The following is a 22,154-nucleotide window of genomic DNA, read 5'->3' as shown; positions in this document are numbered from 1 at the left end:
GTTTAAACGTGTGTTTAATACAGGTGAATGAAAATGGCGGGAAAGGGAGAGACAAAGGGCCGGATTCTTGATGCCGCGGAACTTCTGTTTGCTGAGCACGGGTTCAAAGAAACGTCACTACGAACGATAACCAGTAAAGCCGGGGTTAACCTCGCATCAGTCAATTACCACTATGGTGATAAGAAAACTCTGGTTAGGGCGGTACTTAGCCGGTACTTGGAAGAGTTTATGCCAGCTATCAAAGCTGAGCTGGAGGTGCTGCTAACGCGTGACGACTTTACAATGGAGGATGTTTTTCGTTGCGCTATAACGCCGCTCATCGGCCTTAATGAATACCGCCCTAAAGGGGCAACGATCTTTATGTCATTGATCGGTCGGGGATATACCGATGTCCAAGGCCACCTGCGCTGGTTTATCCTAACTCGATACGAGGATGTCCTGAGTTTATTTACTACTGCTGTTTGTCGCGCGAACCCTTCTTTAGACCCGGAAACTCTTTTTTGGCGACTGCATTTTACCCTCGGCGCCTCGGTCTTCACCATGGCATCCACAACAGCATTGTGTGAAATTGCCGAGAATGATTTTTCCCGCAAAGTTTCAACGGAAGACTTAATCGAACGCTTAGTACCCTATTTGGCTGCAGGTGTCGCTGCACCCATCGAACAGCCGCTCTTGCTGGTGCGCGATGAGCCAACCACCGGAACACGATAGGAACAACACGAAGATAAAAAACCAATAACGATAAATGAGACAAAAGGACCTGAAACATGAGCACGTTAATCAACCTGCGAAAACGCTATCTCAGTGATCCCGCATTCAAGATGTTTAAGAAAGTGCTGCCGCCACTGTCAGATACCGAACGCGAAGCAATGGAAGCCGGAAGTGTATGGTGGGATGGAGAACTGTTCAGCGGTTCGCCAGACTGGAATACCTTATTGCACTATCCAAAGCCGACGCTAAGTAGTGAAGAACAGACTTTTATCGATACGAAGCTGGAAACATTACTTGGTATGCTGGATGACTATCAGATCGTTCAGGAGGAAAAGGATTTACCGCCTGAAGTCTGGGAGTATTTGCGTAAAGAAAAGTTCTTCTCATTAATCATTGGCAAACAATACGGCGGGTTAGACTTCTCAGCCCATGCCAATTCAACCATTGTTACCCGTATTGCGACTCGAAGCTTAAGTGCCGCTGTTTCAGTGATGGTACCTAACTCATTAGGTCCAGGTGAACTGTTGTCACACTATGGTACGCAGGAGCAAAAAGACTACTGGCTACCGCGCCTTTCCCACGGTGAAGATATTCCATGCTTTGCTTTAACTGGCCCTGAAGCCGGTTCCGATGCCGGCGGGATCCCTGATATGGGGGTTGTCTGCTACGGCGAACACCAAGGAGAGGAAGTGCTGGGGATCCGGGTTAGTTGGAACAAGCGCTATATTACATTAGCGCCGGTAGCAACTGTGCTTGGTCTTGCGTTTAAGCTGCAAGATCCCGATGGTTTGATCGGCGAGCAACAAGATATTGGTATTACTTGCGCCCTGATCCCGGCAGATCATCCGGGAGTTGAGATTGGTGAGCGTCATGATCCTCTCAACCTTGCCTTCATGAATGGCCCGACCCGTGGGCAGGATGTCTTTATTCCAATGGATTGGGTGATCGGTGGTCAAGACTATGTTGGCCGAGGCTGGCGGATGCTGGTGGAGTGTTTGTCAGCAGGCCGCGGTATCTCACTGCCTGCACTCGGCACGGCAGTCGGTCATCTGACGGCCCGTACCACCGGGGCTTATTCCTATGTGCGAAAACAGTTCGGGATGTCGATTGGTAATTTTGAAGGTGTTGCTCAGGCGATGGGGCGTATTGGTGGTTTTACCTATATGCTTGAAGCGTCAAGGACATTAACCACTACCTCACTCGATCTGAAAGAAAAGCCCGGCATAGTCACAGCAATTGCCAAGTACCACATGACGGAAATGGCCCGCACGATCCTGAATGACTCGATGGACATTCATGCAGGCCGAGCCATTCAACTTGGACCAATGAACTATTTAGGTCACCATTATTTTGGGATGCCGGTTGCCATCACCGTTGAAGGGGCCAATATCTTGACCCGTAACCTGATGATCTTTGGCCAGGGGGCGACGCGATGTCATCCGTATGTCCTCAGCGAAATGGAAGCCGCAGCCAACCCGGATACCGAGCAGGGCGCCAAGGAGTTTGATTCGCTGCTGTCGAAGCATATTGGCTTTGCGATCGGGAACGTGGCGAAATCAATGCTGAACGCGTTTAGTGGCTCGTTGTTCAACCGCGCGCCGGTAAGCGGCGAAACTGCGGTATATTACCGCCATCTATCACGTATGAGTCGGGCATTGGCGGTTGCTTCTGACTTTGCAATGCTTAGCCTTGGCGGTGAACTCAAACGTCGTGAACTCGTTTCGGCTCGCCTCGGTGATGTGCTCAGCCATTTATACCTGGCGTCGGCGACATTGAAGCGTTTTGAGGATGAAGGGCGCCAGCAACAAGATCTTCCGATGGTCCACTATGCATTGCAGCATTGCCTGCATCAGTGCGGGGTGGCCTTTGATGAAGTCCTGAGTAACTTCCCTCGTAAGGGCGTTGGTCGCTTATTACGTACCTTGTTGTTCCCGTTAGGTATTCATTACCAGGCGCCGAAAGATGAGGTAACGGTGAAGATTGCCGAGCTGTTGATGACGCCAGGATCACACCGTGAGCGTTTAACCCAGTTATGCTATATCGGTGACAAAGACAGTGACCCGGTGGCGATTATGGAGCGTGCCTTTGTTGCTATGCATCAGGTTAAAGGGATCGAGCGTAAACTTGCCAAAGCTACGAAGGCTGGTGAGATCCCACGCAAGGTTTCGTTAACAGAGAAGCTACAAATTGCTTTGAGTGCGGGCATCGTCACAGAACAGGATGTCGAAAAAATGCACAATGCTGACCAGTTAAGGCAAAGAGCGATTCAAGTTGATCACTTTGCCGCGGCGCAGTTTAAGAAGAGTAGCCTTCAACCGGGAAAGGCTGCTTAGGAGTGTAAACTCTATAACGAACAATAAACCTGGTGTCTCCCATGTGCCACGCAATTGCGTGGCACTTTTTTTTTTGCCTGTCGGTAAATCTAGCGAGGGGCAAGAGCTAGATTGTTTGCTGCAAAAAGCGACAATTCACGTCACAAAGTGGTAATTAACACCTCCAACCACTACCCTTTTTAGCGTTTTCGCTCATAAATTTAATGCGAATTTGTCATTAACCTTTTATCCTACTGTCAATTATGTAAGGGAAGTTGAAAATGATCATCAAACCTAAAATTCGTGGATTTATTTGTACAACAACTCACCCAGTGGGTTGTGAAGAGAACGTAAAAGAGCAGATTGCTTACACCAAGGCACAAGGTCCTATTGCCGATGCACCTAAGCGTGTACTGGTTGTTGGTTCTTCAAGTGGCTATGGCTTGTCTTCTCGTATTGCAGCAGCATTCGGTGGCGGTGCGGCAACGATTGGTGTGTTCTTTGAAAAACCAGGTACAGAGAAAAAGCCAGGTACAGCAGGTTGGTACAACTCAGCAGCATTCGACAAGCTGGCGAAAGAAGAAGGCCTTTACTCGAAAAGCCTGAATGGTGATGCTTTCTCTCATGAAGCAAAACAAAAAGTTATCGATCTGATTAAAGAAGACCTAGGTCAGATTGATATGGTGGTTTACTCGCTGGCATCACCAGTACGTAAGATGCCAGAAACCGGTGAAGTTGTTCGCTCTACCTTGAAGCCGATGGGTGAAACCTATACCGCTACAGCTGTCGACACCAACAAAGATGTGTTGATCGAAGCGAGCATCGAGCCTGCGAGCGAGCAGGAAGTTGCCGATACCGTCACTGTTATGGGTGGCCAGGACTGGGAGCTATGGATTAATGCTCTGTCTGAAGCCGGCGTATTGGCTGACGGCTGTAAGACTGTAGCCTACAGCTACATCGGTACAGAAATCACTTGGCCTATCTACTGGCATGGTGCACTGGGCCAGGCGAAAATGGACTTGGACCGTGCAGCAAACGAGCTTAACAGCAAACTGTCTGCGACCGGTGGTTCAGCCAATGTTGCAGTATTGAAGAGTGTTGTAACTCAGGCAAGCTCGGCAATTCCGGTAATGCCTCTATACATCGCGATGGTATTTAAGAAAATGCGTGAAGAAGGCGTACACGAAGGCTGCATGGAGCAGATTCACCGTATGTTTACTCAGCGCCTGTTTAAAGCTGATGGTACCGCACCTGAGGTGGATGAAGAAAACCGACTACGTCTGGATGACTGGGAGCTTCGTGAAGATATCCAGAAGCACTGTCGTGATCTGTGGCCAAACGTAACCAACGAGAACTTGTTTGAAGTCGCCGACTATCAGGAGTACAAAGATGAATTCCTGAAACTATTCGGTTTCGGCATCGAGTCTGTTGATTATGAAGCGGACGTTAATCCACTGGTTGAGTTTGATGTAGAAAATATTTAATCAAACACTGCTGTGTGAGATATAAAAAACCGCCTTTCGGCGGTTTTTTTATATCTTATTGGTTGGGTAAACCTTGGTTAGCACTTAATGCTTCGGTAACCGAACCACAAATGCCGCCCCTTCGATTTTCGCTGTTTCGACATGGATAGTGCCTTGGTAGCTTTCGACGATCTCGTGGCAAACTGATAAGCCAATACCTTGGCCGGGATTAAGCTGATCGGCACGAACTCCGCGCTGGAAGATCGCTTCGCGCATATTTTCACTGACGCCCGGGCCATCATCTTCAACCCGGATCAGGTAGCAGTCCTCCTGCTCATTGACGCTTACCCGAACTTCGCTGATACAGAAACGGTAGGCATTTTCCAACAGGTTGCCCAGCAACTCCATCAAGTCACTACGGTTTATCGGTAGTTTGAGCTTGGGGCTGAAATGGCATTTCAGGTTAACGTCCTTGCCGTTGTATACCTTGCTTAATAATCGGTCAAAGCTGTCGATAGCGGGTTTGAGCTCGGTTTTGTCTTTCTGCAGCCCCTGCTGGCCCATCATGGCGCGTTTAAGCTGGTACTGAACCAGTTCATCCATTTGACTGATTTGTTCCATCACGCGCTGATTGAGTTCCAGGCGCGCAATGTCTTGATCATCGAGCAGGGCATTGGTCGCCGCAAGTCGAGTCTTTAGACTGTGGGCCAAATCATCCATGGCATGCCGGTAGCGGCCTTTTTGATCGTTGCTAATCTGAATCAGGCGATTGAGTGCCAGGGTGACATCCTGCAACTCCATCGGAAAATCATCGTCCAGCTTGTCACGCTTAGCCTCGGTCATCTGATCCAGCTGAGCTGCCAACTTGCGTAGCGGTTGGAAGCTCCAGTGGAACGCGGCGATTAGAAACGCAATAGCAATAAGAACAAACAGCCCCAGATAAAAGGTGGTCCGTCTGTGAAGCTGATTTAATGATGATTGATATGATTCACCAGAGCGTAATACAACAAGTTGGTAAATATTACCGCCTTCGCGATCACGACTCATGTTGTAGGCAATGTAGCTTGCGCCTGACTCCGTCTCGATGAGGGTTGGAGCCGGTATATCGTCGGGCAACTCGCTACAGATATTGCCGATATTGGCTTCCTTGGCCTCTTCTGACAGCCAGATGGTATGATCTTTTAAATCACATACAACCGACATGTAGTCGGTATCGGATGGGTCGACGGAGTCAATCCACTTGTCGACATCCTTGATGAGGCCGGCACGGTTAAGCTGGGCCACCACCATTGGCATTTGGGCAACGAGCTCGGATGAATAGGCAGCCATATAGCTCTGGCTATAGAGCTGGTTAATCACTCCGGCCAGAGCTGATGTGATAAGAACGATAATCGCCACCGAGGTAACCAGTACCCGGCGGCGTAGCCTTGGTTGTAGGAGCTGACTCATTGAGCTTGTAACTCAAAGATATACCCCTGGCCACGAATTGTGGAGATAGGGTTATCCTGGCCGTTGGTGGTGAATTTCTTGCGTAGGCGGCTGATCATGACCTCAATGGTATTTGGATCACCTTCCTGATCTTCATAAAGCACATCGAGCAGGCGCTGCTTAGACACGACCTGGCGGCTATGGCGCATTAGATATTCAAGGAGATCATATTCAAAGGCGGTAAGCTCCAGCAGCGTTTCGCCGATGAAAACTTGTTTTGCCAGCAGGTCAACACGGATATCTCCGGCTGTCATTTCCGGTTTTACGAAACCGGCGCTACGGCGTACCAAGGCACTCAGACGGGCGACCATCTCTTCTTTCTGGAAAGGTTTAACCAGATAATCATCGGCACCGGCTTCAAGCCCGGTAACCTTGTCCTGCCAGTTGGAACGGGCCGTTAGGATCAGGATCGGTAACCGAAGGCCTTTTTGGCGGATATCTTTGATTAGGCTGATCCCATCACGATCAGGTAAGCCGATATCCACGATGGCGACGTCATTGGGGTAGTTTTGCGAAAAAAACAGCCCTTCTTCGGCTGTTCCAGCACATTGTACCTGGTGTCCCAGTTCGCTGAGTTGAGATTTAAGGTGATGACTTAAAATTGGGTCGTCTTCGACAATGAGGATACGCATAATTTTGATTACCAACAATAAATGTTTCTATTTAATATACTTAATAGAAAGAAGGCTGGCGAATAACAGGCTGCTTATTTGTGGGATTAAGCCGGATTATTCGCTTAAAAGTGCTTGTATTGATATTACTATAGGTGAGGGGACTGAATAGACGCTGACTCATTAACCACAATTAGGGAGATTAATAAATCAGCGTCAAAAATGCTCTAGTTGAGGATGATGATGAGTGTACCGGCAATCGTTAGCAGGACGTTGGCGATAGCATAGGTTCCCGCGTAACCAAGAGCCGGGATAGTACTACGGGCATGTTCGTTGATCATATCCATGGCCGGGGCACAGGTTCGTGCCCCAATGATGGCACCAAATAGCAGGGCGCGGTTCATTTTCAGAACGTAGGCGCCGAATAGGTAAGCCAATACCACAGGGATCACACTGACCATCAGGCTGGCGGCAAATACAGCCAAGCCAACTTGAGCCAGAGAGTCAAACAAGTTGGAGCCGGCACTTAAACCAATCCCTACCATGAACACCATCAGGCCGAGATCCTTGGTCATATTGAGGGCACCCTGAGGCACATATCCGAAGGTCGGATGGTTGGCCCGTAAGAATCCTAGCGTGATACCGGCAACCAGAAGGCCTGCGGCACTACCGAGGCCAAACGCAATCTGGCCAAAGGTCATGGTGATCGTTCCAACCAGCAGGCCGATGATGAAGAAGCAGCAAAAGGCCAGTAAATCCGCTATCTGACTGTGAACCGAGATAAAACCGATACGCTCGGCAAGACCGAGAACACGACTTTTTTCACCACTGACCTGAAGGATATCCCCTTTATTGAGCAGGATATTGTGATCCATTGGCATTTCGATCTGGGCACGAACCACGCGGTTAAGGAAACAGCCATATTCAGATAAGTTAAGATCAGACAGGCGCTTGCCGGCAATGCTGTCATTTTTAACCACGATCTCTTCTTCGACAATACGCAGGTCGAGCAGGTCACGGTCGAAAACTTCTTTGCCGTTTCGAAAGCTCGGATCCAGACGGGCATGGCTGTCTGGGTAGCCAACCAGCGCGATTTCGTCACCCTCTTGCAAGATTGCGTCGCCGTCGGGGTTGGCAAGAATGCCGTTGCGGCGTACCCGCTCGATATAGCAACCGGTCTGGCGGTAAATCCCCAGTTCTCGCAGGTTACGGCCGTCAATCCAGTTAATGAGTTCCGGTCCCACTCGGTATGCACGAATAATTGGTAGATAGACCTTGCGTTGTCCGACTTCACCGATACCGCGTTCACGAGCAATCTGTTGTGAAGATTCGGCGAGGTTTTGCTTCTGAAGCTTAGGCATCAGCTTCGCCAGCAAAATGAGGCTAACTAAGCCAACCAGGTAGGACATTGCGTAGCCGACGCTTAGGCTGTCGACCATATGTTGGATGACGGTACTGTCTGTTATGCCTGCAAGGCCACTGTTAAGGGCATCTTTTGCGCCAACCAGTACTGGGGTTGCCGTGAGGGATCCTGCCATTAGGCCGGTTGCCAAACCGAGTTCGAGGTTTAGGTAGTGGGCCATTGTCAGGGTTATTGCAATGGCCGAAATTAAAACAACTAGCGCCAGCAATAAGTAATGTTTGCCGTCTCGGAAGAAAATACCGAAAAAGTTAGGACCGGCTTCAATACCAACACAGAAAATGAACAACATAAACCCGATGTTTAAGGCGTCGGCATCAAAGGTAAACCCCGCATTACCGAACAATAGTGCAGTGAGCAGTACACCGATGGAGTTACCGATTTGAAGGTTAGCGATTCGAATTTTTCCGACACTAAGACCAACGGCGAGGACAACAAAAAGCAACAAAATATCATTTTGATGAAGGAGGGCAGCTACATCGATATTCACAACAACATTTTCCGGAGAAGAAAGACAGCAATAAAAGTGGTGAAATTCTAGCTGATTTTTGGCGAGGGTAATACCGGAAAATGAAAGAATGACCTAAAAAAAGCACAATGTTTTTTAGTTGTTAAATTCGTCAGAAAAATGGCGTTAAACAAAAAAAGACTGGCGCACCAGTCTTTTTTAAAGTTTTGTAAAATATAGGATTTATTGATAAAGGCCTAGATTTTCTTTTGCGTATGCCTCGAATTCAGTACAACCGCCGATGTGTTCTTGGTCGATGAAAATCTGAGGCACGGTTTCTACCGGCTTACCAACTGTTTTTTCAAGGTCAGCTTTGCTGATGCCTTCAGCGTGGATATCAACATAACGGTAGTTGAAGCCTTCACGTTCTTCCTTCAATGTATCTGCCAGCTCTTTCGCACGTACACAGAATGGGCAACCTGGGCGACCGAAAATAACAACAAACATCAGCAATTCTCCTAAATTCTTTGGGAGGGATAGATTGTGCTTATCACGAACATCATCTCTCCTCAATTTGATGGGCTAACTATAACGTGAGATGGGATGATGAGAAAGCGGGTTTTATCTCTTGATGCGATAGATAAAATCGATTGATCGCTGCAAGTAACGATTAGGCATTGCAGAATGTGATGGGGGGCGAGTTCTGAACGTAGGCTGCGATGATCTCGATATAATGTTGCTCAGAATCAAAATCAGGATCCATTGAGTGGGCACACTCGTTGATAATGAAATTATACAGTTGCGTAATGGAGTGCCTATGTTTCAGTTTATGACTTCGTCAAGGATAGTATTCGGTGAGGGATCCCTGAATAACTCACTGTCATCTCTTAATCAGTTTGGTTACAGCGTACTGTTGGTGACAGGCCGTGATAACCAGCGGGCCGAACCGGTGATCAGTTACCTCAAACAGCAGAACATGCGCTATCAACAAGTTTCCGTGCACGGTGAACCTTTGATCGCAATGATTGAGGAAATGGCGGCGATGGGCAGAAAGTTCCGTCCTGATATGGTACTGGCTATTGGTGGGGGCAGCGTACTGGATGCGGGGAAAGCGTTGGCGGCACTGATCCCTAACCAGGGCAGTGTTTATGACTATGTTGAGGTTGTTGGGCGCAATGTACCGCTGCAGGCAAAACCTATTCCATTTATCGCGGTTCCGACAACTGCCGGGACGGGATCGGAAGTCAGTAAGAATGCAGTCCTTCGCTCGGCACAGGAAAATGTCAAAGTAAGCTTGCGCAGCCCTGAAATGCTGGCTGACCTGGCGATTATTGATCCTACCCTGACCTATGGTATGGATCCGATTATGTCAGGATGTTGCGGTATGGATGCCTTTTCACATTTGATGGAAGCTTATGTTTGTGGCGATCCTAACCCGCTGTCAGATATGGTGTGTGAGGAGGGCTTACGCCGTCTTTCGGGAGCGATTCTTGCTGCTTGCGAAGATGATGATCCGCGTGCCCGTGCCGACATGTCTTTTGCTGCTATGCTGGGGGGAATGGCGCTGGCCAACGCGAAACTCGGTGCGGCACATGGCCTGGCCTCGGCACTCGGCGGTCGCTTGAGTGCCCCCCATGGGCTTATCACTGCACAACTGGCTCCCTATGTGATGCAGGAAAACGTGCTGGCGGCGAGAGAAGCTGGCAGATCCGACGTGCTGAACCGCTATCGTCAGTTAGCCTGTATTCTTACCGGAAGGATGAATGCCGAGATCATCGATGGGATCCTGTGGACGAAGCGAACGTTGAAGCGGCTGAATCTGCCACCTGTTTCGAAATATGGGCTGTGTGACATCATGTTTGATGATGTGGCGCAAGATGCATTGCTGTCCAATGCAATAAAAGGTAATCCTCTGCCATTGAACAAACAGCGTCTATTAAGCATCTTGGAACAAATTTGCGACAGTTGTCATATCGAGCAATCGTCCATGCCCGATCCGAACTGATAAGGGCAGAAAATTACTTGGTTTGCTATCTCTCTGGATGATTGATGGGGGGAAATTGTGTTACATTGACGCATGCTCCCCGCCTTCTGCAGTGTGATAAGGATATCCATGAATCAGACAATCGACACCATTCTTCAGCACCGCTCAATCCGTAAATTTACCGAACAGCCGATTTCTTCCGATCAGCTGTCTATTGTATTGGACTGTGCTATTGCTGCATCGTCTTCTAGCTTTATTCAGTGCGTTAGTATTATCCGGGTAACCGAAACAGAAAAGCGATCTCGGTTGGCGAAGTATGCCGGTGATCAACCCTATGTGGCGACAGCAGCTGAGTTTTTGGTGTTTTGTGCCGATTTTAACCGGCACCGACAGATTCATCCTGAAGCGATGCTTGGCTTTACCGAGCAGACGCTAATAGGCGCTGTGGATGCTGCGCTGATGGCACAAAACGCGCTGTTAGCAGCAGAGTCGATGGGGCTTGGGGGGGTATATATTGGCGGTATACGTAATAATCCAGCAAGTGTATCGGAGTTACTGTCGCTTCCTCATCATGTTATTCCCTTGTTCGGGTTATGCCTGGGGTTTCCCGCCCAAGAGCCAGAACGTAAACCCCGGTTACCTCAATCAATTATTGTTCATCAAAACTCGTATCAGCCAGAGCTAGACAAACAGCAACTGGAACAGTATGACGGTGAGGTACGAAATTACTATCGTGCTCGAACCGGTGGCAATAAAGAAACATCATGGTCAGAACAAATTACCGCGACCCTAAATAAAGAAGCGCGGCCATTTATGAAAGACTTTATTAAGAACAAAGGCTTTAGCGTAAAATAGTATCACTCGATGGAGTTGGGTAGATATCCCTAATAATTTAGAACTTTAGTACTTAAACTGAGTCAGATACACTGAGCTGTGTATTCACTTAGTTTCTGTTGGGTTAATTATTGACCTCTTTAGTTCCTGCTTGCGCTTGGTGGTGGAAATGCGCAGCATAGTGGCAAAATTTTAAGCTATTAACGGTGAGTATGTTGATAGTTTTCCATCAGTGTTGTTTTTTGCATTATATTTAATTTGTTGCACAGCGATTTTGGCATAATAGAATTACAGCGGAATTATATATGAAACAAATGGGCAAAGTGGCCTGTATCATTTGCTTGGCTACTTTACTGAGTGCCTGTCAAAGCACACCTGAAGGTGAAGAAGGAGTTTCATCTGCGATAAATACAGAAAATGCTTTTCAGGGAGCCCTGAAAGCACACCGTAGTTGGCAAGAAACGTTGGCTGGGGCCGGGCAGCTGGAAGTTTATTCGCCAGAAAAATATGCCCAAATGATGTCGAGCTGGCAAAAAGCAGATTCGATTTACCTTGAGTTTAAAGAAACGCCGGATAAAGCATTTAAAAGCTATTCTTTATTTTCATCAACGACATACCTAGAGCGATTCTATGAAGAAATCGCGGTTGTGGAAAAAACACTGAATGAACTTGAGTATTTGAAGCGGGTTGCTGATGATGTGCTTAAACCCGCAATTACTCAACTGGACTACCTGAACTCAATTGATGCTCGCCAGTACTACCGTAGCGAGTATGTTCGGCTGACTCGTTTTTACGCCAAATTGTTCCGTCTGGTAGAGGATAGCGAGTTAACTGATGCCAGGGAAGAGCAGGAAGAGTTCCTCGATCGTGCGCATAGCCTGGAAATCAGAACCATCAAGAAAATATATATTTCTCCCAAGGTTGATGCCCTGCGCGAATTGCGTCGTAACGATGTTAGGTATTATGCACCAATCAGTTATGCCCGGGTTGAAATAAAAATTGAAAGCGGTAAAGGGTTAATTGAGCGTTCCCCGCGTGACTTCACGGCCATAAAGCAATTGGTCTCCGAAATTGAATTTGAGCTTGCGCATGCTGAGCATATTGCGTTGGAGGTGCAGGGGCTTCGTGATCGTAGCAAAGACGAATACGAGAACTTTATCTTGGAGATTGAAGCGAAGCTGTTACAAATTTCGCTGGCCCTCAACGATAACGATCTCCGAGATCTCCCTCTTAGAACTCAGGCAGCTCAGATAAAAGATGAAGTAATAGCGGCCCGTCAGTTGTACGCGTCCTCTCGTGCATCAGAAGTGAATTCAGACAACGATAGTGGACAAGTTGAAGCTTTAACGTCATTGGTCAATAAGCAACAAGCGCAAATTGAACAGTTAAAGGCGCGCTTGGCGCTTTTACCTGATACTCAGCCAGCTTCAGAGAGTTCTTTATCTGGTGGGATTGCTCGTAATGAGCAAGATGCAGAGAGTGAGTAAGTGGTTGTCGTGAGAAGTGTAATTATAATTAGACAACTTAATTGGTGAATATAGACCTTTGACTAAAGAAGCAGCGTTAAGCTGCTTTTTTTATAGTTATATTAGCTGAAGTTGAATTGATGAGTTTTATATGTGAGTTAATTTCTTATTAATCAATGCCTTAAAGTATATTTCTGGCTGGGGATCTACTTGATTTAATGATTTTGATCATATTTGCTAACACTTATTGGCGTCATAAATCACAAAAAAACTTTACAAAGAATAGTGAAAATTTCGTTTTTTTCTTCTTTGGTTAAATTTCGCACTAGATATGGATTGATTTGCCCCTCGTCATCCTTTAGAATTCGCCGCGCATTAAAAATGCACTCATTTTTTAATTTTTACCATTTTTTTTGAATTACTCCTGTAGGGGAACTAAATGTCTACGAAACTAGCTAACCCAGCGCCACTTGGCCTAATGGGTTTTGGTATGACTACCATCCTTCTGAATATCCACAATGCGGGTTTTTTCCCAGTTGATTCAATGATTCTTGCTATGGGTATTTTCTATGGTGGCCTAAGCCAGGTTCTCGTAGGTATGATGTGCTTCAAGCGCGGTGATACATTTGGTACAACAGCATTCACTTCGTACGGTCTATTCTGGCTAACACTTGTTGGTCTTATCGTAATGCCTTACATGGGCCTACCAGCAAGCCCAGCTAGCTTCATGGGTTGGTACCTACTGCTTTGGGGCATCTTCACTGGTTTCATGTTTATTGGCTCTCTATGCTACCCACGTGCGAAACAGTTCGTATTTGGTTCTCTAACAGTACTATTCTTCCTACTTGCTGCTCGTGACTTCACGGGAAGTGAGCTAATCGGTACTATCGCTGGTTTCGAAGGTATTATCTGTGGTGCAAGTGCGATCTACTTCGCAATGGCTCAGGTACTAAACAACGAATACGGTCGTACTATCTTGCCTGTTGGTGAGCTAAAGAAAGATAAAGCAAGCCTAAAAGCTGCTGCTTAATATCTAATCAAGTTTTGAAAAAAACCTCGCTGCGGCGAGGTTTTTTTTTTGCCTGTAGTCGCTACCAAGAAGCGGATTGCCCCTTCAAAATTGGTATAAGCTTATGAATAGTATTTCAGAGCGGAAGGGAAGGGACAATGGCGCAACGTTATGCAGCGTTAATGGGAGCTTTAGTTGCCGATGCGGCAAGCATGGGGACGCATTGGATATATTCTCCCGAGCGAATGAAACAGTTGGTGGGGTTGCCTCATTTCCCCTTTATCGAGCCGGATGCAAGGCACTATGAAGGGGTTGATAGCTACTACGCCCATGATAAGTTGACCGCGGGTGAGCTGACGGCCTATGGTGAATGGGTTGCATTATATATTCGGCTGCTTGGCAGGGAGGACACTGGCACACTGACTATTCAGCAGCATATCCTGGAGTATTTCGGGCCGGGAGGCGAATTTATTGGCTACATTGACAGCCCGACCAAAGCATTGCTTCTCACTCTTTTTTCTCTCCCCCCCGAGGACTGGCCTGATGATTCGGGCTGCGAAGACGACCAAAACCCAGCCTTATGTGCCGTGCCTGCCTTAGTCGCACTCAAGCTGCCTTCAGAGGAGTTAGAACAAGAAATTGAACGAATTGTTGGTATTACCCATCAGGATGAGTCAGCGCTGCAGTGCGCGAAGGCATTTTCCAGCGCGTTAAATGAGGCGCTACGCTCAAGGCGGATGGAGCCTGTACTAAATGTTCTCAAAATCAAGTCGCCAGAAGATATACGCGATAAAATTGAGCAGGTCAGGTTGCTAAGCGGTGATGTGAATGACCTTAGCCATGTACTCGCAATTGTTAATCAGGCTTGCCACCTTGCCGATAGCCTGCCAATGGCAGCCTGGATCTTGCAAAATAGCGAGAGCTATACCGAAGCTATTATGAAAAATATTCTTGTTTCTGGTGATACCTGCGGGCGCGGTATTCTAATCGGTGCTTTGGCGGGCGCCTGTTACGGTTTTGGTGATGAGAAGGGGATACCGATTTCATGGTTGACTACTTTACAGTGCGGCGAGGCGCTAGCGGAAGATATTGAGCAGTTACTGCGAGTCTCGAAAGCGGATTAACGGGTAAGCGGGGCAAAGTAGTTAAGCATGCGGGACTCTTTGTCTCCATAAAACAAAGCCCTGAAAACAAAAAAGCTACCCATAGTGGGTAGCTTTATAGGTTCTTCTAAGGGGAGACTCTTAGCAGATAACCTTGATTGCCAAACCACCCTGAGATGTCTCACGGTATTTAGCATTCATGTCTTTACCTGTCTCTAGCATTGTCTCGATAACTTTATCCAGAGAAACACGAGGCTCAGAAGCGCGGCGCAGTGCCATACGAGATGCGTTGATAGCTTTAACTGCTGCAATACCGTTACGCTCGATACATGGAACCTGTACCTGACCGGCAACTGGGTCACACGTTAGGCCTAGGTTGTGCTCCATCGCGATTTCTGCAGCCATACATACTTGCTCAGGGCTTCCACCCATTAGTTCAGCAAGACCTGCAGCAGCCATAGAACAAGCTACACCAACTTCACCCTGGCAGCCAACTTCTGCGCCAGAGATAGAGGCGTTACGCTTGTATAGGCCACCGATTGCACCAGAAGCGGCGAAGTAACGCGTGTACTCTTTAGGGCCAACAGACTGGATGAACTTGTCGTAGTAGGCAAGAACCGCTGGAATGATGCCACATGCGCCGTTGGTTGGTGCCGTTACAACACGGCCACCCGCTGCGTTTTCTTCGTTTACAGCAAAAGCATACATGTTAACCCAGTCAACCACCGTCATTGGGTCGTTGCTTAGTTTCTCTGTTGTCATTAGCTGCTGGCGAAGTGCTGCTGCACGGCGAGGTACACGTAGTGGACCAGGTAGGATACCTTCTTCGCTCATACCGCGTTCCATACACTCACGCATGGTTTTCCAAATGTTTGCGAAGTAAGTGTTAATCTCATCTTCAGCATTCATCGCACGTTCGTTAGCCATTACTAGTGAACTGATAGAAAGACCGCTTTCCTTACATTGGTCAACTAGCTCTTCAGCCATGGTGTACATGTAAGGAACTTTAACGGTTGATTCTTGTTCTTTGCCGAAGTTTTCTTCGTCAACGATGAAACCACCGCCAATCGAGTAATACGTCTTAGTGTATGCTTCTTCTTCACCAATCCAAGCGTGGATTGTCATGCCGTTTTCGTGAAGTGGAAGGTTAGTAGTATGGAAGTTCATGCCGCTATCGCGAGGGAACTCCACGGTATGGCAGTGCATACCAACAGGTAGGCGCTCAGTTTCTTCAACGCGTGCGATGAAACCCGGAATGCTGTCAATATCAACATGTTCAGGGCTATTGCCCGCAAGGCCCATGATGATTGCGATATCTGTGTGGTGACCTTTACCGGTTAGAGAAAGAGAACCGTAAACATCAACGGTAATTTTAGTCACATCACGTAGCTTGCCCATAGCGCGCAGGTCATCAATAAACTCTTTACCTGCCTTCATTGGACCAACAGTGTGCGAACTGGAAGGACCCACACCAATTTTGTAGATATCAAAAACACTGATCATTGCGTAATACCTCAGTCTTAGGAAGCAATCTTGCTATCGCCAGACTGTATAGTTTTTATCATTCTCGCCCCTTCCTTGGCGAGATAAACAAAACAAAAGAGCAGGGGCGTTCGCTTCCTGCTCTTTAGTATCTTCTATTTTACGTAAATTGAATCAGAAGACTATGCGTTGTAGCACATTTTCTTACAATAACAATTCGTAATAGTCGTTTATCACTGTCAGAGTGACAACTGCCTTATAGTGCGCCGTAGATTACAGAAGTAATCGCAGCAATACCACATAGTGCAGTGAAAATCTGAGCTGGAGCAGAAGTTTTGTACTTAGCCATCGCTGGTACTTTGCTCATCGCGAAGATAGGCATTAGGAATAGGATTGCCGCAATCATTGGCGCGCCCATTGTCTCAATCATACCTAGGATGCTTGGGTTAACTACTGCTACTACCCAAGTAGTGATAACGATGAAACCTAGAGAGATTTTCTCAATCTTGCTCTTTGGCATGCCAGAGCGAGACTTGATTAGGCCAACTAGACCTTCGTGAGCACCTAGGAAGTGACCGAAGTAGCTAGAAGTAATCGCAGCAAACGCAACCATTGGACCCATTAGTGAAATCAGTACTGAGTCGTGCTCGTTAGCTAGGTAAGAAAGTACAGAGATGTTTTGCTCTTGTGCCATTGCTAGCTGCTCTGGAGATAGAGACAGAACAACAGAGAATACGAAGAACATTACGAAGCCCATTAGCATCATTGCTGCACCGCCAGTGATCATGTCAGTTTTCTGCACTGCATTGTCACCGTAGATACGACGCTGTTCTTTAGAGAACTGGCTGATGATTGGGCTGTGGTTGAATGAGAACACGATGATTGGAATTGCTAGCCAGATTACAGAAGGCATTGAACCCCAGTCTGGGCTAACAGACATCATTGAGCTATTCCACTCAGGAATTAGGTAAACAGAAAGTGCTAGTAGAACGAATACTAGAGGGTAAACCATTGCAGAAGTTGCCTTCAGCATTAGTTCTTTACCGAATACAACACCCGCGGTCATTGCCAGGATCAGGCCGCCAGATAGTAGCCAGCGTGGAATAGATTCCATGCCCATCTGGTTTACCATGAAAGAGTCAACAGTATTGGTAATACCTACACCGTAGATAAGAACGATTGGGTAGATGGCGAAGAAGTAAGCAAAAGTGATGATGTTTGCGCCAGTTTTACCGAAGTGTTCTTCAACAGTATCAGTGATATCTGCTTCAGGATTTTTCGCTGAAAGAACGAAACGAGCCAAGCTCTTGTGAGCGAACCATGTCATTGGAAGAGCAAGCAGTGCAAGGATAACAAGAGGCCAGAAGCCACCAGCACCTGCTTTAATTGGAAGGAACAGAACGCCTGCGCCTACAGCGGTACCGAATAGCGATAGCGCCCAAGTCACGTCTTTGTACGTCCATCCTGCTTTTGCAACGGTACTCGTTGCTGTGCTTGTAGATGTTTGCATGATTATATATCCAAAGTTAATTACGGAACGGAAATTAGGAACGGGGCGCATTTTGATGATTTCAGAAAGTAAAACTTTGATCTTGATCTCGTTATGTAACGGGTGATATTTGCAATACAATTAAAGGTGATCTTGATCACAACGAGTGTTGCGGAGAAGTTAGGGAAAATAACGTGTTAGAGGGCGAGTTTTTAATACCAAAGCTGTTTTGATAACAATTTAATCATCTGGGCGGTTGCTCCCCATATTGAATATTCACTGTATGGAATTGCATAAATATTGTGTTTTATGCCGTCGATAGTGAATTTCTCAGTGCGCATATTCATTGGGTTTAATAAATATTGGATAGGAACTTCAAACAAGTCGTCAACCTCATTAGGATCCAGCGCTGGCCTGTAATCCTTGGGGATGGTTGATAAGTACGGGGTGACGATATAACCGCTGATCGTGGGCAACGAAGGCAGCTGACCGAGGATGTGACTGCGATTGCATAAAATTCCAGTTTCTTCTCTGGTTTCCCTGATCGCAGTTTCAATTAAATCAACATCTTGTTGTTCATATCTACCGCCAGGAAAAGCGATTTGCCCTGGATGATGTTTCAAGTGACGAGCACGACGGGTGAAAACAACATTAAAACTGTTGTTACGGGGAACTAAGGGAATGAGTACAGCGGCTTGCTTCAACGTACTGGAAGCGGCCACATGCTGTCGAACCCGAGCCGAGTGGCTTTGGTCATAGTTGGTCAGTGGCGCAAGCAGAAAACGTGCTAGCAGTTGTTGCTGGTAATTCATAAACCGTCCGTGGTTATTGCATTAACATTGCTGGCTGGAACCAAGGATTTTCACGAAGGCGTGAAAATGGCCAGCGACAATGTTTACTTCTGATGTTGCTAATTTGATGTTACTGGTTCTCTGACATAGTCTGAGAATTATCCTGATTCTCTAAGATTGGCAGAATTTTACTCAGTTTGTCCAGTGTTTCTTGATATTCACTGTCAGCGCTACTATCAGCGACCACCCCGCCACCTGCCCAGGCGAACAAAGTATTATCCTGAGAAATCAGAGTTCTGATAGTGATACTGGTATCCATTCGGCCACAGCGGCTAAAGTAACCGATACTACCGCAATACACACTGCGACGATGCGGTTCCAGCTCTTCAATGATTTCCATCGCGCGGATTTTGGGCGCTCCGGTAATCGATCCGCCAGGGAAACTGGCACGCAACAAGTCCATTGGAGAGTAATTCTTATCAAGCTCGCCGGTGACCGTGCTAACGAGGTGGTGAACCGCCGGAAAGCTTTCAATATCGAACAGTTTGGGTACCTGTACGGATCCCGGTTTAGCAACCCGGCCAATATCATTACGGAGTAAGTCGACAATCATCAAGTTTTCTGAGCGGTCTTTGTCGGCATTCCGTAGTTCATCAGCATTACGGGTATCTTGATGTGGGTCGGCAGAGCGTGGGCGGGTGCCCTTGATCGGCTTGGTTTCAATATAGCCTTGATGATGCTGGAGGAAGCGCTCAGGCGATACGGACAGAACAGTGCCCTCCGGGGTTCTTATAAAGCCGGAGAAAGGAGCGCCGTTAGTGTGCTCCAGCCGAAGATAGGCCTGCCACTCATCCCCCTGGTACTTTGCCTGAAAGCGTTGGGCTAGGTTGATCTGATAGCAGTCGCCAGAAAGCAGGTATTCCTGAACCTGATCGAATTTGTTGCAATAGGCCGCTTTTGTCATATTCGCAGCCCACGGGCTTGTTAATGCAAATGGCAGCTTATGTTGTGAACCATTAATGCTGTGTTTCAGTTCAAATAATTTTTTTTGCTGCTGTAGCCATTCCAGTCGATTGCTGCCTTTGGGAGCAATCAGGTACAGCTGCTGTGTTTGGTGATCGGCGATTAGCGCCCAGTCATAGATACCGACTGCCATTTCTGCCGCGGTAATATCATGGCAGGCTGTGTTGGCCATTTTTTCCACCCTGCGCCCCAGATCATAGCCGAAATAGCCTAAAGCTCCGCCAATAAAAGGCACGTCTGTCATAGAGTTAAACGGAGGCAATAGTTGTCCCTGAATCTCTTCCACAAGTTGAAAGGGATCCCTGCCGCTGGTTTTTTCATCGCCATTTGAAAATTTAATACGAGTTATTTCACCATGTGTCTCTAAAGTGGCTAAAGGATCAGCAACTAAAATATCAAAGCGATTATCTGGGTGATCCTGAGCTGCAGAGCGTAATATCATAGCCCATGGCTGGCCCGCTAACGGTTCAAACCACGAGAGAGTCGCTTCTTGGGCGTAATCGAGTTGTTCAATGCTCAGTTGGGGATGTGATTTACAAATCATTTTCTTTTTTGTGACAGGTGTTCGATTGGCGCATGGCGCGAAATTGTCCGCAAGAGTATCATAAACGCAGAATTTAATACGACGCCCAAGGACGATCCTTTGTGTTTTATTTTCTACTGAATGAGTAGCGATAATCTACACAGGACATCAGCCATGAGGATCATGGCCACGTGGTTGCATTGCTCCCTGCTTCTCCTATTCCCTATGCGCAGGGCTGGCTGATGTGAATCACACCCTACACTGGAAGCACTAAAAACGGGCGCCATGGAATGATAATAATCAACGAGGGCAATTATGACCGTCATCCGTAAACAAGATGTGATTGGAAGTGTAGCGGATGCGCTGCAGTATATTTCTTATTACCATCCGCTGGACTTTGTTCAGGCGTTGGAAAAGGCCTATAACAAAGAGCAGAGTCAGGCGGCAAAAGATGCGATTGCACAGATCCTGATTAACTCGCGTATGTCTGCAGAAGGACGTCGTCCGATCTGTCAGGATACCGGTATTGTGACCTGCTTTGTAAAAATCGGTATGAATGTACAGTGGGACAGCGATCTGACCGTACAAGAAATGATCGACGAAGGTGTGCGTCAGGCCTACACCAATCCGGATAACCCGCTACGAGCCTCTGTTGTTGCGGATCCGGCGGGCAGCCGTAAAAACACCAAGGATAATGCACCAGCAGTCGTTCATATCGACATGGTGCCGGGTGATAAAGTTGAAATCCAGATCGCGGCCAAAGGTGGCGGTTCTGAAAACAAGACCAAAATGGTGATGTTGAATCCTTCGGATGACATTGCGGAATGGGTTGAGAAAACCGTTCCTTTGATGGGCGCGGGCTGGTGTCCTCCGGGGATGCTGGGTATTGGTATCGGTGGTACCGCGGAGAAAGCGGCGGTGCTGGCCAAAGAGTCGCTAATGGAATCGGTCGATATTCATGAACTGCAAGAGCGCGGTGCGCAAAATGCAGAAGAAGAGCTTCGTCTAGATATTTATAACCGCGTCAACAAGCTTGGTATCGGTGCTCAGGGCCTCGGTGGTTTGACAACGGTTGTTGATGTTAAAATCAAAACCGCACCGACTCACGCCGCGTCTAAACCGGTTTGCATGATTCCGAACTGTGCAGCAACACGCCATGTTCACTTTACCCTAGACGGCAGCGGTCCAGCCGAACTTACCCCACCGAAGCTGGAAGACTGGCCTGAGGTGACCTGGGAAGTGGGTGACAATGTTCGCCGCGTCAATATCGACGAAGTAACCAAAGAGGATGTGCAGGAATGGCGTTCTGGCGAGACGATTCTGCTGTCTGGCAAAATCTTGACTGGGCGTGATGCGGCGCACAAGCGAATTCAGGACATGCTGGCGAAAGGGGAAGACTTCCCGGTTGATTTTAGCAACCGCTTTATTTATTACGTCGGTCCGGTCGATGCCGTTGACGATGAAGTGGTAGGTCCAGCGGGTCCGACAACGTCTACTCGTATGGACAAATTTACTGACATGATGCTTGAAAAAGCAGGCCTGACAGGCATGATTGGTAAAGCAGAACGTGGTCCGGCAGCTATTGAGTCGATTAAGCAGCACAAGGCCGTGTATCTGATGGCGGTAGGTGGTGCAGCATACCTTGTAGCCAAGGCGATCAAGAAAGCGCGTGTGGTTGCTTTTGAAGACTTGGGGATGGAAGCCATCTACGAGTTTGAAGTCGAAGATATGCCTGTTACGGTAGCGGTTGACGCCGAAGGTGTTAATGCGCACCAGACTGGCCCAGATACCTGGAAAGTTAAAATAGCTGATATGGAAGCTTAACTTTGTAGCTGCCTGATATATTAAAGAGGAGCCTTGGGGCTCCTTTTTTTATGTCTTTTTATTTTTTCTTATTTTTGCGACTTCGCTAAATCCTGATTTCTTTTGAATCTTCCTTTTTTGGTTAGTCAATGTTCTATTGGCTTGGTATCGTTCCGAAATCGTATGTAATAACT

At 47.4% G+C, this 22,154-nt stretch carries 17 protein-coding genes; 9 read left to right on the top strand and 8 right to left on the bottom strand.

Annotated features, from left to right (window positions below; genetic code table 11):
* The first annotated feature begins 33 nt into the window (after nt 1-33).
* The 3 genes from MD588_RS00705 to fabV all read left to right on the top strand — a co-directional run bounded on the left by MD588_RS00705 (nt 34) and on the right by fabV (nt 4,507).
* Complete coding sequence (locus tag MD588_RS00705) at nt 34-711, top strand: TetR/AcrR family transcriptional regulator (protein ID WP_265694839.1); 678 nt, start codon at nt 34-36, stop codon at nt 709-711.
* A 56-nt stretch (nt 712-767) separates the two neighbouring features.
* The gene (locus tag MD588_RS00700; RefSeq protein WP_265694838.1) at nt 768-3,044 is read left to right on the top strand and encodes an acyl-CoA dehydrogenase; all 2,277 of its coding nucleotides are present in this window, start codon (nt 768-770) and stop codon (nt 3,042-3,044) included.
* Between the two features lie 260 nt (nt 3,045-3,304).
* Complete coding sequence (fabV, locus tag MD588_RS00695; protein ID WP_265694837.1) at nt 3,305-4,507, top strand: enoyl-ACP reductase FabV; 1,203 nt, start codon at nt 3,305-3,307, stop codon at nt 4,505-4,507.
* 84 nt (nt 4,508-4,591) lie between these two features.
* Here fabV and MD588_RS00690 read toward each other — a convergent pair whose 3' ends face one another.
* The 4 genes from MD588_RS00690 to MD588_RS00675 all read right to left on the bottom strand — a co-directional run bounded on the left by MD588_RS00690 (nt 4,592) and on the right by MD588_RS00675 (nt 8,960).
* Entirely contained in the window at nt 4,592-5,935 is a 1,344-nt protein-coding gene (locus MD588_RS00690; RefSeq protein WP_265694836.1) for an ATP-binding protein, read from the bottom strand.
* Complete coding sequence (locus MD588_RS00685) at nt 5,932-6,606, bottom strand: response regulator (RefSeq protein ID WP_265694835.1); 675 nt, start codon at nt 6,604-6,606, stop codon at nt 5,932-5,934. Before MD588_RS00685 ends, MD588_RS00690 begins: the two co-directional genes overlap by 4 nt.
* A 206-nt stretch (nt 6,607-6,812) precedes the next feature.
* Nucleotides 6,813-8,495: an aspartate:alanine antiporter gene (locus MD588_RS00680; RefSeq protein WP_265694834.1), complete on the bottom strand. Its 1,683-nt coding sequence runs from the start codon at nt 8,493-8,495 to the stop codon at nt 6,813-6,815.
* 201 nt (nt 8,496-8,696) lie between these two features.
* Complete coding sequence (locus MD588_RS00675) at nt 8,697-8,960, bottom strand: GrxA family glutaredoxin (RefSeq protein WP_265694833.1); 264 nt, start codon at nt 8,958-8,960, stop codon at nt 8,697-8,699.
* Nucleotides 8,961-9,270: 310 nt separating this feature from the next.
* Between MD588_RS00675 and MD588_RS00670 the strand changes: the two genes are divergently transcribed.
* The 5 genes from MD588_RS00670 to MD588_RS00650 all read left to right on the top strand — a co-directional run bounded on the left by MD588_RS00670 (nt 9,271) and on the right by MD588_RS00650 (nt 14,870).
* A complete protein-coding gene (locus tag MD588_RS00670; protein ID WP_265694832.1) occupies nt 9,271-10,458 on the top strand; it encodes an iron-containing alcohol dehydrogenase in 1,188 nt (395 codons plus the stop codon).
* 108 nt (nt 10,459-10,566) lie between these two features.
* The gene (gene nfsA / locus MD588_RS00665) at nt 10,567-11,292 is read left to right on the top strand and encodes an oxygen-insensitive NADPH nitroreductase (protein ID WP_265694831.1); all 726 of its coding nucleotides are present in this window, start codon (nt 10,567-10,569) and stop codon (nt 11,290-11,292) included.
* Nucleotides 11,293-11,576: 284 nt separating this feature from the next.
* Complete coding sequence (locus MD588_RS00660; RefSeq protein ID WP_265694830.1) at nt 11,577-12,758, top strand: hypothetical protein; 1,182 nt, start codon at nt 11,577-11,579, stop codon at nt 12,756-12,758.
* Between the two features lie 418 nt (nt 12,759-13,176).
* Nucleotides 13,177-13,767 carry an acetate uptake transporter gene (locus MD588_RS00655; protein ID WP_265694829.1) on the top strand — a complete coding sequence of 197 codons (591 nt, stop codon included), beginning with the start codon at nt 13,177-13,179 and terminating at the stop codon, nt 13,765-13,767.
* Nucleotides 13,768-13,904: 137 nt separating this feature from the next.
* Nucleotides 13,905-14,870, top strand: a complete 966-nt coding sequence (locus MD588_RS00650) for an ADP-ribosylglycohydrolase family protein (protein ID WP_265694828.1) — start codon at nt 13,905-13,907, stop codon at nt 14,868-14,870.
* Between the two features lie 120 nt (nt 14,871-14,990).
* Here the strand turns inward: MD588_RS00650 and MD588_RS00645 are convergent, their stop codons facing one another.
* From MD588_RS00645 to pabB, 4 genes are all read right to left on the bottom strand, one after another.
* A complete protein-coding gene (locus MD588_RS00645) occupies nt 14,991-16,352 on the bottom strand; it encodes an L-serine ammonia-lyase (protein WP_265694827.1) in 1,362 nt (453 codons plus the stop codon).
* 235 nt (nt 16,353-16,587) lie between these two features.
* Nucleotides 16,588-17,841, bottom strand: coding sequence for an aromatic amino acid transport family protein (locus MD588_RS00640; protein ID WP_265694826.1), 1,254 nt, complete (start codon nt 17,839-17,841; stop codon nt 16,588-16,590).
* 191 nt (nt 17,842-18,032) lie between these two features.
* The gene (locus MD588_RS00635) at nt 18,033-18,632 is read right to left on the bottom strand and encodes a CoA pyrophosphatase (protein ID WP_265694825.1); all 600 of its coding nucleotides are present in this window, start codon (nt 18,630-18,632) and stop codon (nt 18,033-18,035) included.
* Between the two features lie 109 nt (nt 18,633-18,741).
* Nucleotides 18,742-20,178 carry an aminodeoxychorismate synthase component I gene (gene pabB, locus MD588_RS00630; protein ID WP_265694824.1) on the bottom strand — a complete coding sequence of 479 codons (1,437 nt, stop codon included), beginning with the start codon at nt 20,176-20,178 and terminating at the stop codon, nt 18,742-18,744.
* Nucleotides 20,179-20,472: 294 nt separating this feature from the next.
* Between pabB and MD588_RS00625 the strand changes: the two genes are divergently transcribed.
* Entirely contained in the window at nt 20,473-21,981 is a 1,509-nt protein-coding gene (locus MD588_RS00625; protein WP_265694823.1) for a fumarate hydratase, read from the top strand.
* The last annotated feature ends 173 nt before the right edge of the window (nt 21,982-22,154 follow it).

Origin of the sequence: Photobacterium obscurum (genome assembly GCF_026191635.1) — a bacterium.
In the GTDB taxonomy this organism is placed as follows: Bacteria; Pseudomonadota; Gammaproteobacteria; order Enterobacterales; family Vibrionaceae; genus Photobacterium; species Photobacterium obscurum.
The sequence above is the reverse complement of the archived record's forward strand: the minus strand, read 5'-3'. Positions and strand labels throughout refer to the sequence as shown.

Bases quoted from the DNA above. Each gene is read 5' to 3' on its own strand.
- MD588_RS00690 (WP_265694836.1), bottom strand. From the start codon at position 5,935: ATGAGTCAGCTCCTACAACCAAGGCTACGCCGCCGGGTACTGGTTACC.
- fabV (WP_265694837.1), top strand. From the start codon at position 3,305: ATGATCATCAAACCTAAAATTCGTGGATTTATTTGTACAACAACTCAC.
- MD588_RS00640 (WP_265694826.1), bottom strand. From the start codon at position 17,841: ATGCAAACATCTACAAGCACAGCAACGAGTACCGTTGCAAAAGCAGGA.
- MD588_RS00705 (WP_265694839.1), top strand. From the start codon at position 34: ATGGCGGGAAAGGGAGAGACAAAGGGCCGGATTCTTGATGCCGCGGAA.
- MD588_RS00650 (WP_265694828.1), top strand. From the start codon at position 13,905: ATGGCGCAACGTTATGCAGCGTTAATGGGAGCTTTAGTTGCCGATGCG.
- MD588_RS00675 (WP_265694833.1), bottom strand. From the start codon at position 8,960: ATGTTTGTTGTTATTTTCGGTCGCCCAGGTTGCCCATTCTGTGTACGT.
- MD588_RS00635 (WP_265694825.1), bottom strand. From the start codon at position 18,632: ATGAATTACCAGCAACAACTGCTAGCACGTTTTCTGCTTGCGCCACTG.
- pabB (WP_265694824.1), bottom strand. From the start codon at position 20,178: ATGATTTGTAAATCACATCCCCAACTGAGCATTGAACAACTCGATTAC.
- MD588_RS00660 (WP_265694830.1), top strand. From the start codon at position 11,577: ATGAAACAAATGGGCAAAGTGGCCTGTATCATTTGCTTGGCTACTTTA.
- MD588_RS00670 (WP_265694832.1), top strand. From the start codon at position 9,271: ATGTTTCAGTTTATGACTTCGTCAAGGATAGTATTCGGTGAGGGATCC.
- MD588_RS00700 (WP_265694838.1), top strand. From the start codon at position 768: ATGAGCACGTTAATCAACCTGCGAAAACGCTATCTCAGTGATCCCGCA.
- MD588_RS00625 (WP_265694823.1), top strand. From the start codon at position 20,473: ATGACCGTCATCCGTAAACAAGATGTGATTGGAAGTGTAGCGGATGCG.
- MD588_RS00655 (WP_265694829.1), top strand. From the start codon at position 13,177: ATGTCTACGAAACTAGCTAACCCAGCGCCACTTGGCCTAATGGGTTTT.
- nfsA (WP_265694831.1), top strand. From the start codon at position 10,567: ATGAATCAGACAATCGACACCATTCTTCAGCACCGCTCAATCCGTAAA.
- MD588_RS00645 (WP_265694827.1), bottom strand. From the start codon at position 16,352: ATGATCAGTGTTTTTGATATCTACAAAATTGGTGTGGGTCCTTCCAGT.
- MD588_RS00685 (WP_265694835.1), bottom strand. From the start codon at position 6,606: ATGCGTATCCTCATTGTCGAAGACGACCCAATTTTAAGTCATCACCTT.